This window comes from Halolamina litorea, assembly GCF_026616205.1.
In the GTDB taxonomy this organism is placed as follows: Archaea; Halobacteriota; Halobacteria; order Halobacteriales; family Haloferacaceae; genus Halolamina; species Halolamina litorea.
In genome coordinates this window covers 107753-122385 of sequence record NZ_JANHGR010000003.1, presented here as the reverse complement: position 1 = coordinate 122385, position 14633 = coordinate 107753, and the positions used below count along the sequence as shown (strand labels likewise).

Genomic DNA, 14633 nt, shown 5'->3' with positions numbered 1-14633 from the left:
ATGGAGGTCCGACAGCTGACGATCGACGAGTGGGGGGACGCCCTGCCGTCAGACGGGTTCGAGGTGTTCCACACCCCCGAAGCCCTGCAAGTGCTCGATGACCACGCCGCCGGCGAACTCCGGCTCTACGGGGGCTTCAAGGGTGACCGACCGGTCGGCCTGCTCCCGGCGATGGTGCAGGAACGGGCGATCGGTCGCGCCGTGCTCTCGCCGCCGCCGGGGTTCTCGATCCCGCGACTCGGCCCGCTGGTGATGCCCGCCAGCCCGAAACGCCGGAAACGCGAGAAGGTGAACGCGACCTTCTCCGAGGCGGTGCTGGAGGACGTAGGCGTCGACGACTCCCTGACGCTGTTCCGCCTGTCCTGCCCGACGAGCTACCCCGACCCGCGGCCGTACGTGTGGTCCGACCTCTCGCTCGACACGCGGTTCACCTACCACCTCGCCGTCGGCGAGGACACCGACGCCCTGCGCTCTTCGTTCAGCAAGAGTCTGCGGCGGGAGATCCGAGACGCCGAAGAGTTGGACGTGACAATCGAGCGCGGCGGTACCGAGCCTGTCGGCCGCATCTACGACCGCACCCGGGACCGCTACGCCGAACAGGACCGAGGGTTTGCCCTCGACCGCGCGTACGTGGAGGACCTCACCGAGGCGCTGGCCGAAACGGACCGCTGCCGGACCTACGTCGCTCGCGGCCCCGACGACGAGTTCCTCTCGGGGATGGTGGTGCTGTACAGCAACGACGCGGCGTACTTCTGGCTCGGGGGCAACCGCTCGGTCTACGAGGGCACGAGCGTCAACGGCCTGCTCCACTGGCGGATCATCGAGGATATCGCCGCCGGCGACCCCCGGGAGTCGGTCGACACCTACGACCTGATGGGGGCGAACACCGAGCGACTCTGTCGGTACAAGAGCAAGTTCGGCGCCTCGCTCGTCCCCTACTACGCACTGGAGTCCGGCGGGGCCGGCATGGCCGCCGCGAAGACGGCCTACCGGCTGGTGAGTCGATGAGCGAACCGATCAGCGGGACGGCGACGCCGCCCGAGGCGTCGACCGACATGCGCGTGCTCAACCTCGTCCCCAGCGAGCAGTCGCGCTTCTTCGACCAGCAGGTTCGTACCCTCGAAAGTCTCGGGGTCGACTGTACGACGCTCTCGGTGCCGGGCCACCGCGAGTACGACGACGGCGACACCTCCGGCCGATCGGTGGTCGACTACGCGCGGCTCTACCCGAACGTGCTCTCGGCGTCCTTCGACGACTACGACCTGATCCACGCAAACTACGGGCTGACCGCGCCCCACGCCATCTGCCAGCCGAACCTCCCCGTCGTGCTCTCGCTGTGGGGGACCGACCTCTACGGGAAGTACGGCCCGGTGAGCCGGTTCTGTGCCCGCTTCGCCGACGCCGTCGTCGTCATGTCGCCGGCGATGGCCGAGGACCTGGGCCGGGAGGCACACGTCCTCCCCCACGGCGTCGATCTGTCGCTGTTCAAGCCCGCGCCGACGGGCCCCGCTCGCCAACGCGTCGGCTGGGACGCCGAGGGCCACCACGTGCTGTTTCCCTACCCCCCCGAGCGCGGCGTGAAGAACTACCCGCGGGCCCAGCGGATCGTCGACGCGGCCAGCCAGCGCGTGTCCGATCCGATCGAACTCCACACGGTGACCGGCGTCCCCCACGACGGGATGCCATCCTACCTCAACGCCGCCGACGCGCTGCTGCTCACCTCCACTCACGAAGGGTCGCCGAACGCGGTGAAGGAGGCCCTCGCGTGTAACGTCCCGGTCGTCTCGACGGACGTGGGCGACGTGGCCACGCGGCTTGCGGGCCTCGACCACTCGTGGGTCTGTGCGAGCGACGCCGAACTCGTCGATGGCCTCATCGACGCTCTCACGACCGACGACCGTCCTCGTGGCCGCGCTGCGGTTCGGGAGATCAGCGTCCAGCGGACCGGCGAACGGCTCCTCGACATCTATCGCGACGTGGTCGACGGCTGACCCGGGGGACTCGCCGTCGGCGCTCCCCAGTCCACGCCGGCGCTGTCGGCGTACCGACCTCCTCGGTCCCGGCGGTTCAGTAGACGACCAGCGAGAGGTACAGCTGCCCGACCCCGGCTATCGCCATCGCCACCCCGGCGAGCCGCTTCAGGAGCGTCGCGTGGGTCATCACTCGGTTCGCGTTACTGACGACCCCGACGCCGGTCGCGACCGTCGTGGCGGTCATCAGCACGGCGACAGTCCCGGCGTAGACGCCCAATACGACACCCGCCGCCTCCGTCGGCAGCGTGATCGAACGAGCGACCACCGCGAGGAACACCGGGGCGACACAGCCGGCGCCGGCCAGCGCGTAGCCCGCGCCGAACAGGCCGAACCCCAGAACCCCCGTCCGGCGTTTCGGCAGCGACAGCGACAGTGAGGGGGCGCGACCCAGCGCCACGAGCACCCCGAAGACGACGAGCAGCCCGCCGACGAGCGTTTCGAAGACGGTGATCCCCGAGAGCGTCTCCTGGCCGACCCACGCGGTTGCGCCGCCGAGCAGCGCGAACGTCGTCAGCACGCCGATCGCGGCCGCGACGCCCCTGACGCCGGCACCGGCGACCGAGGCGTTCTCGGCGTCGACGGAGTTCACGTAGAAGCCGACGTAGCCCGGCAGGAGCGGATACGCACAGGGGGAGAAGAACGTCGCGACGCCCGCCGCGAGCGCGAACGGGACGTTGGTCGCGAGCAGTTCCCCCGCCATCAGTCCCTGGCCGTTTCGATCCCGGCGATGAGCTCGTCGGCGCTGTGGATGCCCGATTCGGACCACCGGATCCGCCCGTCGGCGTCGAGTGCGACCGCAGTCGGGTAGCCGCCCACGTTGAGCTTCGCCGCGAGTTCGGCGGTCACGTCGGCGGCGACGAGCCAGTCGCCGTCGTTCTCGCGCCACCACTCGACGACCGACTCCGTACTCACCGACCCGCCCACGTCCTCGGTCGTTACCGAAACGAACTGCACGTCGTCGCCGACCCGATCTTCGACCTCGGCGAGCGCCGGCATCTGCTCGACACAGGGGTCACACCACGTCCCGAAGAAGTCGACGAACGTGGGCTGGCCCGCCGCTGGGAGCGTCACCTCGCCGTCACGGCTCCCCGGGGCGTCGATGGTGTCGAGCGTCGTCGGTTCGACCGGTGTCTGTCCGTCGCTGGTTCCGCTGGGAATACCCCCGGTCGCGACGAGTGCGCCCGCCCCGATCGCGCCGGCACTCGCGACCCCGGCCAGTAGCTGTCGACGGTTCACGCCGTAACCACCGCCTCGAAGTCGTTTTCGACGGTCTCGATATCCACGGTCGGCCCGTTCGGGTACGCCCGTTCGACGATCCCGCGGTCGTTGACGAGGAGGATCAGCCCGTAGTGGGGGAATTGGTACTCGAGGTTCTCGTAGTCGTCGGCCGGGACCTTCTCGATCACCAGCCCGAACTCCTCGTCGAGCAGTTCCTTGCCCGACTCGTAACTCTCGGGCCGGAGGAAGTGCCAGTTGCCTGCGTCCAAGTCGACGCCCTGCTGGTCGGCGTACTCCCGGAGGACCGGCTCCGTGTCGCGTTCGGGGTCGAACGTGAGCGCGAGGAAGGCGGCGTCGTCGCCGTAGCCGTTCACCGCGGCGACCTCCTGGGCGCGCCGGAGCCGGAGCGTCAGGGCCGGACAGACGCCGTCCGGACAGTTCGTGTAGAACGAGGTCCATAGGTACGTCCGCTCACCCTCAAAGGACGCGGTCGACACGGACTCGCCGGTGATCGGGTCCGGAACCGTCAACGCCGGCATCTCGTCGCCGTAGCTCGGGTGTGCTGCCGCACTCAGGTCCTGTTCCGGCGGATCGAGTACCGTCCCCTCGGCGCCGGCGTCACCGATCCCGAGACAGCCGGCGGTGGCGGTCAGCCCCGAGACGGCCCCGGTCGCGGCTATCGACTGGAGGTAGCTGCGGCGGTCCATAGTGACCGTAGCGGGGACGCGTACAAGTGGGGACCGGTGATTCTCCGACCTCGAAAACAAGCTGGCGGCTGGAGGAAGGAACCGTCGAGGGGGGTTCCAGCCCCACGCGCCCTATTCGTCACAGCACTCCGACCCGGTCCGCATCCGGAGCGCCACCCCGAGCGCGCCGACGGCCACGGCCGAGACGACGATCCTGACGACGCTGCCGCCGAGTGCCGCCGTCGCTCCGCCCGCCGCGGTCGCCCCGACGGCGCCGGTCGCCGCCGGCGTCGCGAAGAGACAGCAGAGGCTCACCGCGCCGCCGACCCACAGCAACGCGCTCCGACCCGACTTCGGTTCCCCTGACTCAGCGTCGTCGCTCATCGACCGACCCCCTCGGCCCGTTCGTCGTTCCTCGACGTCTCGCAGTCCTCACAGGGCCGCTGTGACCGAACGTAGAGCAGCCCGGCGAACAGCACCACGCTCACCACGCCCAACAGCGGCCTGAGCGGGTCGAAGTACGTCATCAGCGCGGAGCTGCTGAACAGGGCCAGCAGGACAGCGTTACAGATCGGGCAGCCGAACGCCAGGAAGCCGAGCGCGGCGCTTGCCGTCGCGGTCTTCCCGTCGTGGCGTTCGCCCGTGCGCTGCAAGGTGTACAGCCCGAGGAACCCGGCGGTGAGCACGAGAAAGAGGTAATCCAGCGGCGTTCGCGGGACCATCCTGACGTAGAGTCCGTTCGGGAGCAAGCCGGTGACGACGCCGAAGAGGGCGAACGCCCCGACGGTGACGCCCGCCGCTTCGAGGTGACGCCGTGACGGTGGTCGCATCTGTACCGTGGGCTTCGGTGTCCGACGCATAAAGTCGCCCGCCCGTTTGCTCGCTCGTTCAAAAGCCTCGCCCCCGTCGGCTGTCGACGCCCGCGGTGGCGCGCGGCCGAACCGTCGCTTCTTTCGGCCCGTCCGCGCTACTCGGAGCCATGACGACGGGCGAAGCCGGGGACTCCGAAGCCCTCCTGCGAGTGTTCGCGGACGAGTACTCCCGGCAGATCATCCTCGCGGCCGACGAGGAACCACGCACGGCCAAGAGCCTGAGCCGGATCTGTGACGCGTCGCTCGCGACGGTCTACCGACGAATCTCCACGCTGGAGGAGCGCGGGCTCATCGCCGTCCACTCGACGGTCGGCTCCGGCGGCGAACACAAACGGCTGTTCGAGACGACGATCGAGGCGTTCCACGTCAGGGTCGACGACGGCGAACTCGAACTCTCCGTCGAGACCCGCGACGAACTCGCCGATAACTTCACGTCGCTCTGGGAGGAGTTCAGAGAGAACGTATGACCAGCATCCCGATCGTTGCCGTCAAGCTGATCGCGCTGCTGCTCAGTCTCTCGGTCGCGTACCTCGCGTTCTACGCCTACCGGCGCAGCGAGCAGGCGCCGATGATCTACGTCTCGGTCGGGTTCGTCTTCATCGGGGTCGGCGCCATCTGTGAGGGGCTGATCCTCGACGTCCTCGGAACGTCGCTGTTCTCGGCGGCGCTCGTGCAAGCGGTGCTCGTCTCGGCGGGCATGGTGCTGATACTGCGCTCGATCACGCTCGGGCCCGACCGGCATCAGGCGTAGCGACGGGCGCCGAACGCTCCCGAGACGCTCCCGGAACCGCGACGAGTAGGTACCTCCTTTTCGGGCCGGCAGTCGCCGGCCACGCCGATAGCCGCCGTCGTCGGCATCGCCGAGTACTCGGCGTATAACAATCCCCCGATCGGGCCGACCGGAACCAAACGCCGACCCATGTCACGAACCCCTTCCCGCTACCCAAAGGTCTCGCTGGTGGTTGGCTACGTCGGGCTGACTATCGCGGTCGCCGTCGCCAGGCAGAACCCGGCGACGGGCTACGAGCTATCGCTGTACGGGGCGACGCCGACGGTCGTCTGGCTCGGCCTCGCTGCCGCCTTCCTCGCCGGTACGACCGTCGCGCTCCTCGACGACGGCGACTACCCCAACGCGGCCGGCTGGTACACTCATCGTGCCGCCCTCGTGCTCATCGGTGCCGTCGCGCTGTCGGTCCTCTCGATGCCGATCCTCCGTGGCTACACCTTCTACGGCCCGGGCGACTCACTCAGCCACGCCGGCTGGGCTCGCGAGATCGCCGCCGGTTCGCTCGCCCCGACGGAGCTGCTCTACCCCGGCGTCCACACGGCGACGGTGATCGTCGCGCGGGTCGCCGATGTGGCCACGATGCAGGCGAACCTGTACGTCGTCCTCGTCGCGTTCCCGCTGACGTTCCTGCTGTTCGTCCCGGCGTCGGTTCGCCTCCTCACCGGCGCTCCCCGAGCCGGCGCCATCGGGCTGTTGGCGGCGGCGGCGTTCGTCCCGGTGAACAACATCGCCGTCCACGCGACGGCCCACCCGGCCAGTCAGGCGATCCTGCTGTTCGCGTTCGTCCTCTACCTCGTGTTCGCGTACGCGGCGACCGGACTCGACAGTCGGGCGTCGGTGGCGACGACCCGGTCGATGACGGCAGCGACTGGCTCGATGCTCCTGCTGACGGGGCCGGCGTTCGTGTTCGTCCACCCTCAGCAGGCGCTCAACGCCGCCGCGTTCCTCTGTGGTGCGCTGGGGCTCCAGTGGGGTATCCGTCGCTACCGGTCGGACCACCCGATCGTCAGCGTGCCGTCGCTGCTCCCGCCGACGGCGGCGCTGCTCGGTGCGTTCCTGATCTGGACCCCCCGGTTCAGCCGCGTCCAGGGCGCCGCCGAGGGCATTCTCACGCGCCTGCTCACCAGCGGGGAGACCGGCGCGGCGGTCGTCGGCGCGAAATCGACCTCACTGACCACCGTCGGCGGGAGCCTCCTCGAGGTGTACCTCAAGCTCTTCGGCGGCGCGACGCTGCTCTCGGTGTTCGCCGCCGTCGCGCTGCTCGCCGGGCTCTGGCACCACCGGCGCTCGCCGCTCGCCCTCCTGCTGACGGCCGGGCTCGTCCCCGTCGTCGGGCTGTTCTTCGTTATGCTCGCGGCCAGCTACGGCGACATGTACTTCCGCTATCAGGGGTTCCTGATGGTCCCGATCGCCGTCGCCGGCGCCGCCGGGGTGGCCGGCCTCCGGGGACGGCTGACGAGTTCGGGCTGGAGTCGGTCCGGAGCGGCACTCGCCCTCGTGATCGTGTTGGTCATCGCGCCCGCCGGGCTGGCGGTGGTCCATTCCTCGCCGTACGTCTACCAACCCTCCGGGCACGTCTCGGCCCAACAGGTCGACGGCTACGGTGCGGCGTTCGAGGCGCGCGATCCCGACGTCCCCTTCACCGGCCTCAGGGGCGGGCCGCGACGCTACGTCGACTACCACTACGGCACCCAGTACGCCCGCGACGTCCTCGCGTTCCCGGGCTACGAACGGGGGATACGCCCCGCCGTCTTCGCCGCCGCGAACTACTCGGACGCCTTCGACGGGCCGCGATACCTGACGATCACCGAAGCGACGTACGAACAGGAGACCGGGCTGTACGAGGGGTTCCGCTACCCGAGACGTGGGTTCAGGGCGCTGAAGACGACCCCGGGGGTCGACCGGATCAGGGCGAACGACGGGTTCCGCCTCTACCGCGTCGAGGGGGGTGAGGAGTCCTAGATGGCGCTCGTCGACCGCTTGGCCCGGGGGGTCAAAGCCAGCTTCGCGGCCACGATGCTGAACCTCGTCTCGAGCGGGCTGCTCGTGCTGGTGCTGACCCGGGTGCTGTTCTCGCCGGCGGAGTACGGTCGACTCAACTTCGCGCTCTCGGCGCTGGGGGTGGTGACGATCCTCGCCACGCTCGGCCTACCCAAGTCCACCGCGCGGTACGTCACGGAGTTCACCGAGACCGACCCGGGACAGGTCCCCCACGTCCTGCGGCAGTCGGCGTTCTACCTGACGATCATGATCGCCGCCGTCGTCCTCGGGACGGTGGTACTGGGGCCGACCGTGCTCCGACTCACCGGCTCGCCGGCCGTCGGCGGCCTGCTGGCTGTGGGCAGCCTCTACGTCGCCGGCCGGGCGTACCAGAGCTACTTCGCGACGGTGTTCCAGGGGCTGAACCGGGTGGACTGGAGCGCGCTGGTCACGACCGTCTCGAGCGTCGCCCGCCTGCCGCTGGTGGTGCTGATGGTGACACTCGGCTTCGGCGTCGTCGGGGCCGTCGCGGGCTACGTGCTCGCGTTCGCGCTGGCCTCAGCGATGGGCGCGTACGTCGTCTACACCCGCTTCTACCGCTCCTACGACGCCGACGACGCGCCGAGCGACCGGCTCACCCGTCGCCTCCTCGAGTACAGCGTCCCGCTGACGGCGACCCGGGGGGCGAACGTACTCGACAAGAAAGTCGACACGCTGCTGGTCGGCGTCCTGATCGACATGACCGCAGTCGGCTACTACACCGTCGCCAAGCAGGTCTCGGACTTCGTCGCCGCGCCGGCGTCGTCGTTCGGCTACACCATCTCGCCGGCGCTGGGCGAGCAGTCATCGAAGGACGAGACCCAGCGTGCGGCGACCCTCTACGAGCGCTCGCTCCAGTACGTCCTGCTGGCGTACGTCCCAGCCGTCGTCGGCCTGATCCTCGTCGCTCAGCCGATGGTTCGGTACGTGTTCGGCCCCGACTACCTCGGCGCCGTCACGACACTGCAGGTGTTCAGCGGCTTCATGCTCGTCAACGCTGTCAACAAGGTCACCAGCGACGGCCTCGACTACCTCGGCCGGGCGCGGTCGCGGGCGATCATCAAGTCCGCGATGGCGGTGAGCAACTTCGGGCTGAACCTCGTGTTGATCCCGGCGATGGGCGTCGTCGGCGCCGCCGTCGCCACCGTCATCACCTACACGATCTATACGGGGTCGAACGTCTACTTCATCACCCAAGAGCTCCCCGTCGACGTGCACGCGGTGGCGCGCCGGCTGGTCGTCACCGCCATCATCACGACCGGGATGGCCGCGGTGGTCTGGGGGGCGCTCCCCTACGTCTCGGACCTCCCCTCGCTGCTCGCCGTCGTGTTCCTCGGCGCGGCGATGTGGGCGACGCTCTCCGTGCTCGGCGGCGTGCTCAACATCCGCCGGGTGGCCAAACTCCTCACCTGAGTGGGCCGCCACAGACCCGGTACACGCCCCATAACAAACCCCGAGAGTGGAGAGGCCGGGGTATGGCACGCGACCGACCCACGGACGACCGCCCCCCCGCTGCAGGCTCGGTGCAGGTACCCGAACAGCTCCGCGGCGAGACCGTCCTCGTCACCGGCGGGGCGGGCTTCGTCGGGAGCCACCTCGCCAGCGCGCTCGCCGACGCGTGTGACCTCCGGGTGATCGACGACCTCTCGGACGGCCGCCGCGAGCGCGTCCCCGAGCAAGCCACGTTCGTCCACGGCGACGTGCGCGAGACCGGCGCGCTGGTTCCGGCCGCCGACGGCGTCGACACGATCTTCCACCAGGCCGGGCTGGTCAGCGTCCCCGAGTCGCTCGAACGCCCGATCGAGAGCCACGAGCGCAACGTCGACGGCACCCTCGCCGTGCTCGAAGCCGCCCGGCGAAACGACGCCCGCGTCGTCTTCGCCTCCAGCGTCGCCATCTACGGCGCCCCCGAGACGGTCCCGATCGCCGAGGACGAACCGACTGACCCGACCTCCCCCTACGGCGTCGACAAGCTCGCGGCCGATCACTACGTCCGGCTCTATCACGACCGCTACGACCTCGAAACCGTCGCGCTGCGCTACTTCAACGTCTACGGGCCGGGGCAGGACGCCGGGGTGATCAACGCGTTCCGCGACAAGGCACGCGCCGGGCAGCCGCTGGTCGTCGACGGCGACGGCAAACAGCGGCGGGACTTCGTCCACGTCGAGGACGTGGTCCGGGCGAACCTCGCGGCGGCGACGACCGACGCCGTCGGCGAGGCGTTCAACATCGGGACCGGCGACAGCATCCGGATCGAGGACCTCGCGGCGATGGTGCGGGAGCTGACCGGCACCGACGTGCCGATCGAACACACCGAACCCCGGCCCGGCGAGATCCGCAACAGTCGTGCCGACCCCACCCGGTCCCGCGAACGGCTCGGCTTCGAGGCAGCCGTCTCGCTGGAGGCGGGGCTCGAAGACCTGCTGGTGGCCAACCCCGTTCACCACTGAGCCCCGCCCGGGTCAGCTCCCCGGGAACCTGAACTCCGTCCCCCCACAGTCGGGACACTGGTCCTGTCGCTCCGGCGTCGGCTCGGTGCCCGGCGACGCGAGAAGGACGAACGAGCACTCTTCGCATTCGACGTATTCGTTATGAGTCATGTAGTAGCCCTGACCGACGAACCCCCCCTCCTGCCGACGACGGGCTGACCGAACGCCGCGCTCGCTTTCCGTACCGGGGCAACGATCCCCACACGGGTAACGCTTGTCGGTCACTCGGCCATTCACACTTCGCCGCCGGTCGGGTGTGGCGTGAGGGAGTGCCATCCCGGCCTCGATCGGCCGCCCACCGAGGCCGGGGGTTCGTACCAGCCACCTCCGTTGTGTTTCTCAACAATAACTTTACAACCCCACCAAGCGACAGACCACCATGGATTGCCGTGAGGGCGAGGAGTCCACGTCCTCGACCATCACCTGCCGCTGTGGGGAAACACACGAGGTCTCGTCGTCCGTGGCTACGGTACGGTGTGACTGTGGCGCACGATACGCCGTGACGATCACCGAACTCATCACCTCCGAGTTCAGCTGAGCTACGTCGTCACCGGCCCCCGAACGTCAGGTCCGCCAGGTCGGGGTGGCCGGCGAACCGCTCGACCGTCGGCTCGCCCAGGCAGTACGCGTCACGCACGCCCTGCCAGTCGGTGTGTCGGCGCAACACCCGAACCGGGACCGACTCCAGACCCAGCAGCTTCACCATCGAGAGCCGGTTGCGGCCGTCCGCGAACAGGAGTTCCCCGTCCCGGCCGACGTGGACCGCGATCTCGTCTTTCAGCCGCTCGGTGCGGAGACTGTCCTGGCGTTTTATCGGGTCCTCCTCGCCGCTGGCGGCCAGTTCCGCCTGTGTCCGGTAGCCGACTTCCGCGATGCGCTCGTAGAGGTCGTCGAGCCGGTCACACCGCTCGCGGAACGCGGCCTCGCTCTCACAACCCCACGGCGCGGCGCCGTCGTTGATCTCGTCGACGACGCGGTCGAAAAACGCCGTTTCCTCCCACGGCACGCCGTCCTCGAAGTGGCGCTCGTACGCCTGGAACACGTCGAGGTCGGTGAACCGCGTCGTCGGCCGGTCCCAGTCGCCGCCGACGACCAGCCCGGCCTCGCGGAACTTCGACTCCCGCAGCCATACGACCCGTTCGACGTTCGACGGGTCGATCCGGATCAGGCGGTAGGGGTCCGCCGGTGCGGCGTAACAGGCGCGGTTGCGCAACCCTCTGAGGCCGACGTAGGCCCGAGCGTAGCCGTCGCGGGCGCGGCGGAGATACGGTTCGAGGCCGGGCCGTTCGGCGAGTAGTCGCCGGCCCACCCCCCGGAAGAGGTCGTCGAGCGTCTCGCCGACGTTCGTTCCGGACATCGCCTCACTCGGCGTCTATCGGCTGTTCCATCGGGTGTCCCGGCGGGTTGGCGGCCGCCTCGCGGACGGCCTCCATCAGGTAGCTCGTCCACCGGGACTCAGACAGCGGGACCGGCATCGCGTCGGGGTCGTCGGCCAGCAGCGCCTTCGACTCGGCGTCGTTCTGGTAGAAGTGGGCGTTGAGCATCCGCTGGGTGTCCCAATCGTCATCGTCGGCCAGGGCACGCCGGGCCACCGCGCGGGCGTTCGCCACCGTCCCTGCGAGTCGGTCGCCCGCCTCGTCGATGTTGTTCAGCGCCCGCGTCGCCGCCGAGCGCTTGTAGTCCCGGTCGTGTTCGATCACGGTCTGGGAGAGCAGGTCGACGGTGAGCGAGCACTTCTCGCCGTGGATCAGGATCTGCCGGACCGGGCGGGTGCCGCCGAGGATCTTCGTCGTACAGAGCACCTCGTCGTCGGTGACGTACTGGATCTGGGCGCCGTCGTAGTCGAACGGTTTGTCGTAGTCGTCGAACAGCGCGGTTGTGGCGTTCACGGCTTCCTCGCTGCGGGGGTACCCCCCGGCTCGCAGGGTCAGATACACCGGGTGAGGGATCCCCTCCTCGAACTCCCCGCCGGCGAGTTCGAAGTTCCACGGGCCGCGGTTGGGGTCGTCCGGGCGGCTGGAGCCGGTGTAAATAACGTCGACGCCGCGAACCTCGCCGAGGTCGCCGCGGCGGCGCCGGGCCATCGCTGCCCGGACCGCCGGGTCGAAGTTGTGGTTGTGTTTCTCCGAGACGGTGACGCCGGCGTCGGCGGCGTAGGCCGCCAGCTCCTCGAACTCGGCGTAGGTCTCGGTGATCGGCTTCTCGATCTGGATCGGCACGCCGGCGTCGATGGCCAGCTTGGCGATCGGGAGGTGGGTCTGGACCGGCGTACAGATGTGGAGCCAGTCGAGGTCGATCTCCGAGAGCATCGCCTCCACGTCGAAGAAGGGGGTGATGTCGTACGTGTCGGCGATTTCGCGGGCGACCGTCTCGTCGGTGTCACAGATGGCGACGAGTTCGGTTCGCGGGTTCTGTCGCAGGCCGTTGAGGTGGACGCCGGAGACGGTACCGCCGCCGACGACCGCTGTTCGGAGCGTCATCACCGGCTCGTCGCCACCGCGGGGGTTTGTTATGGGGCCGGTACCCGCGCCGACCCCCGTTAGCGCGACCGGTTCAGCCGTCCTCGACCGTACTGCCCGCGTGTGGTTTCGCCGTTCGGCCGTCCACCACCCAGGCGAGGAGTGCGAGCCCGAGCAGCGTCAGGTCGGCGGCGGCGTAGAGCGCGCCGGCCGGTGTCGAGAGGAAGCCGATGAAGTCGTCGACCAGGTCGGTCAGGTACGGCAGGCCGCCGCCGGCGCCGCTCGAGTCGGCCGGCACCAGCGGCCACAGGAGGAACCCGACGCGGAGTTCGCCCTTGACGAGCAGCGGGTAGGCGACGTCGCCGGCGAGGTGACTGAGATAGCCAGCCCCGAACGCGAGTGCGACCGACCGCCGCTCGGTCGAGAGCCCCACGGCCGCCACGACCGCCACCAAGGGGAGCGCGACCAGCAGCGAGTGGCCCAGCGAGCGCCCCGAGGGCAGTACGGCCAGCCACCACGAGAGCGGCTTGTCGATCAGGTCCGGTAGCACCGCCGCGCCGGCGACGACGACGGCGGCCCGGCGCGACGGCGGCCGTCGCCACCCCAGTCGGTGGAGGGCCGAGAGCAGCAGGTAGCCCGCGGCGACGTGGTCCCACGGCCACACGGTCAGTTCCCCGCGGCCGCTCCGACCGTCTCACTCCCCGCGAGCGAGCCGGCCCCCTCGTTCACGTCGACCCAGCGGTAGAGGTGGTAGTCCGCGCTCTCCGCCCCGGGCGTTTCCGGTTCCGACTCGACGTAGACGTAGACGCTCAGGCGTAGCTCCGAGCCACGCAGCGGCGGGGTGAACTCGATCCGTCTGGTCGTCCCCTCGCCCGCCGGAACCGTCACTGTCGCCCGCGAGAGCGCCGCCCGCTCCAACACGGCCGGGCCGGCAGTCCCGTTGTTCCGCGCGTCGCCCAACCGTTCGAGCACGACGACCGCCGTGTAGTTGTGGTCCTCGTCGTCGTCGTTTTCGACGAACAGCGGGAGCGACGCCGCCGCCCCCTGTTGGAACGTGTCGGTATCGGTCCACTCGCCGTCGGCGCCGTCCGCCAGCGCGACCTCCGAGTAGTGCACCCCGCGGTCCGGGGCCGCGAGTCCGACCGCGAGCGTGACCACGCCGACGACCACGACGACGGCGAGCGCGACGTTCAACGCCGCGTCGACCGACGGGGCGTCGACGGTCGCCTCGCGGGCGTCCCGGTACAGGCGCCGAACCGGGAGCCTGATCCGTTCGTCGGCGGGCACTCGGAGGCGACGCACCGCGGCGACGGCGATCCCCGCCAGCGTGACCGTCAGCACCACCCCGAGTACGGCTCCGGTTCCGAACCCGAGCACCGAGAACGGGAGCACCCCGAGCACGAGCAACACCAGCGACGTACCCACGGCGATGGCACCCCGTTCGGCCCATCCCGGCTGGGGCTGGTTCCGCCGCTGTGCGGCCCTGACCGGGTACAGCGCCGAGACGACCGCGTAGCCGGGACAGAACCCCAGGAGTGCCCCCGCGAGCAACACGCGGGTAGGCCCCTCGACGACGCCGCCGGCCAGCAGCGCGACTGCGACTCCCGTGTAGCCGGCGACGACGAGCAGGTCCGTCACGTCCGTGAGTGAACTCGACCGTTCCCGGGTCGAACGCACCGTGCTCATCGCTCACCCCGCGATTTCGATTCCCCTGGGCTCCTCGTCGTCTGTCCGTGGGGTGCCGGGCCAGTGACGGCACCGAAACGAGTTCGGATCACGTTCCTCGGCTGCTCGATGTTCCGCACCGCGTTCGTTCGCCCGTGTCGTGACGGTCCTGCCGGAGTAGGTCGTTGTTGACGCCCCGCCGTCCGGTCCATCGCCGGTCGTCGCCCCCTCGCTCGACTGCGGCTGATTCCGGGTTCAGCTCCCTGTCTCGCATGGTCGCCACCTCCTCGCTTCGCTACTTTGTTAGGCACTGCTTCACTGCGCTCGCCCCGGGAAGGCGCTCTTTGACGCCTGCGTAGTGTCTGATTTCGACTGCAAACCGTCGATCCTCGGATGGCGCGAAAT

The 14633-nt window shown here is 69.5% G+C and carries 17 protein-coding genes; 8 read left to right on the top strand and 9 right to left on the bottom strand.

What is annotated here, in order from left to right; all coding sequences use genetic code 11:
* Together NO998_RS14920 and NO998_RS14915 are read left to right on the top strand one after the other, a co-directional pair.
* Positions 1-1008 carry a GNAT family N-acetyltransferase gene (locus NO998_RS14920; protein ID WP_267648084.1) on the top strand — a complete coding sequence of 336 codons (1008 nt, stop codon included), beginning with the start codon at positions 1-3 and terminating at the stop codon, positions 1006-1008.
* A 47-nt stretch (positions 1009-1055) separates the two neighbouring features.
* Complete coding sequence (locus NO998_RS14915) at positions 1056-1991, top strand: glycosyltransferase (protein WP_345781147.1); 936 nt, start codon at positions 1056-1058, stop codon at positions 1989-1991.
* Positions 1992-2067: 76 nt separating this feature from the next.
* Here NO998_RS14915 and NO998_RS14910 read toward each other — a convergent pair whose 3' ends face one another.
* The 5 genes from NO998_RS14910 to NO998_RS14890 all read right to left on the bottom strand — a co-directional run bounded on the left by NO998_RS14910 (position 2068) and on the right by NO998_RS14890 (position 4767).
* The gene (locus tag NO998_RS14910) at positions 2068-2733 is read right to left on the bottom strand and encodes a cytochrome c biogenesis CcdA family protein (protein ID WP_267648082.1); all 666 of its coding nucleotides are present in this window, start codon (positions 2731-2733) and stop codon (positions 2068-2070) included.
* Complete coding sequence (locus NO998_RS14905; protein ID WP_267648081.1) at positions 2733-3269, bottom strand: TlpA family protein disulfide reductase; 537 nt, start codon at positions 3267-3269, stop codon at positions 2733-2735. Before NO998_RS14905 ends, NO998_RS14910 begins: the two co-directional genes overlap by 1 nt.
* Positions 3266-3958, bottom strand: coding sequence for an SCO family protein (locus NO998_RS14900; RefSeq protein ID WP_267648080.1), 693 nt, complete (start codon positions 3956-3958; stop codon positions 3266-3268). The genes NO998_RS14905 and NO998_RS14900 overlap by 4 nt, the downstream gene beginning before the upstream one ends.
* Before the next feature lie 111 nt (positions 3959-4069).
* Positions 4070-4321, bottom strand: a complete 252-nt coding sequence (locus NO998_RS14895; protein WP_267648079.1) for a hypothetical protein — start codon at positions 4319-4321, stop codon at positions 4070-4072.
* Positions 4318-4767, bottom strand: a complete 450-nt coding sequence (locus NO998_RS14890; protein ID WP_267648078.1) for a hypothetical protein — start codon at positions 4765-4767, stop codon at positions 4318-4320. The genes NO998_RS14895 and NO998_RS14890 overlap by 4 nt, the downstream gene beginning before the upstream one ends.
* Before the next feature lie 149 nt (positions 4768-4916).
* On the opposite strand from NO998_RS14890, the gene NO998_RS14885 reads away from it, so the two are divergent.
* From NO998_RS14885 to NO998_RS14860, 6 genes are all read left to right on the top strand, one after another.
* The gene (locus tag NO998_RS14885) at positions 4917-5276 is read left to right on the top strand and encodes an ArsR/SmtB family transcription factor (RefSeq protein WP_267648077.1); all 360 of its coding nucleotides are present in this window, start codon (positions 4917-4919) and stop codon (positions 5274-5276) included.
* Positions 5273-5560: a DUF7521 family protein gene (locus NO998_RS14880; RefSeq protein WP_267648076.1), complete on the top strand. Its 288-nt coding sequence runs from the start codon at positions 5273-5275 to the stop codon at positions 5558-5560. Before NO998_RS14885 ends, NO998_RS14880 begins: the two co-directional genes overlap by 4 nt.
* A 168-nt stretch (positions 5561-5728) precedes the next feature.
* Positions 5729-7558, top strand: a complete 1830-nt coding sequence (locus NO998_RS14875; protein ID WP_267648075.1) for a hypothetical protein — start codon at positions 5729-5731, stop codon at positions 7556-7558.
* Positions 7559-9028, top strand: coding sequence for a flippase (locus NO998_RS14870; RefSeq protein WP_267648074.1), 1470 nt, complete (start codon positions 7559-7561; stop codon positions 9026-9028).
* Between the two features lie 62 nt (positions 9029-9090).
* Entirely contained in the window at positions 9091-10065 is a 975-nt protein-coding gene (locus NO998_RS14865) for an NAD-dependent epimerase/dehydratase family protein (protein WP_267648073.1), read from the top strand.
* Between the two features lie 418 nt (positions 10066-10483).
* Positions 10484-10642 (top strand): hypothetical protein, encoded by a 159-nt coding sequence (locus tag NO998_RS14860; protein WP_267648072.1) that lies wholly within the window; start codon positions 10484-10486, stop codon positions 10640-10642.
* 9 nt (positions 10643-10651) lie between these two features.
* Here the strand turns inward: NO998_RS14860 and NO998_RS14855 are convergent, their stop codons facing one another.
* The 4 genes from NO998_RS14855 to NO998_RS14840 all read right to left on the bottom strand — a co-directional run bounded on the left by NO998_RS14855 (position 10652) and on the right by NO998_RS14840 (position 14249).
* A complete protein-coding gene (locus NO998_RS14855; RefSeq protein WP_267648071.1) occupies positions 10652-11461 on the bottom strand; it encodes a ParB N-terminal domain-containing protein in 810 nt (269 codons plus the stop codon).
* Between the two features lie 4 nt (positions 11462-11465).
* Positions 11466-12584 (bottom strand): Gfo/Idh/MocA family protein, encoded by a 1119-nt coding sequence (locus NO998_RS14850; RefSeq protein ID WP_267648070.1) that lies wholly within the window; start codon positions 12582-12584, stop codon positions 11466-11468.
* Positions 12585-12657: 73 nt separating this feature from the next.
* Entirely contained in the window at positions 12658-13227 is a 570-nt protein-coding gene (locus NO998_RS14845) for a metal-dependent hydrolase (RefSeq protein WP_267648069.1), read from the bottom strand.
* A gap of 2 nt (positions 13228-13229) precedes the next feature.
* Complete coding sequence (locus tag NO998_RS14840; protein ID WP_267648068.1) at positions 13230-14249, bottom strand: DUF1616 domain-containing protein; 1020 nt, start codon at positions 14247-14249, stop codon at positions 13230-13232.
* Positions 14250-14633 lie beyond the last annotated feature (384 nt).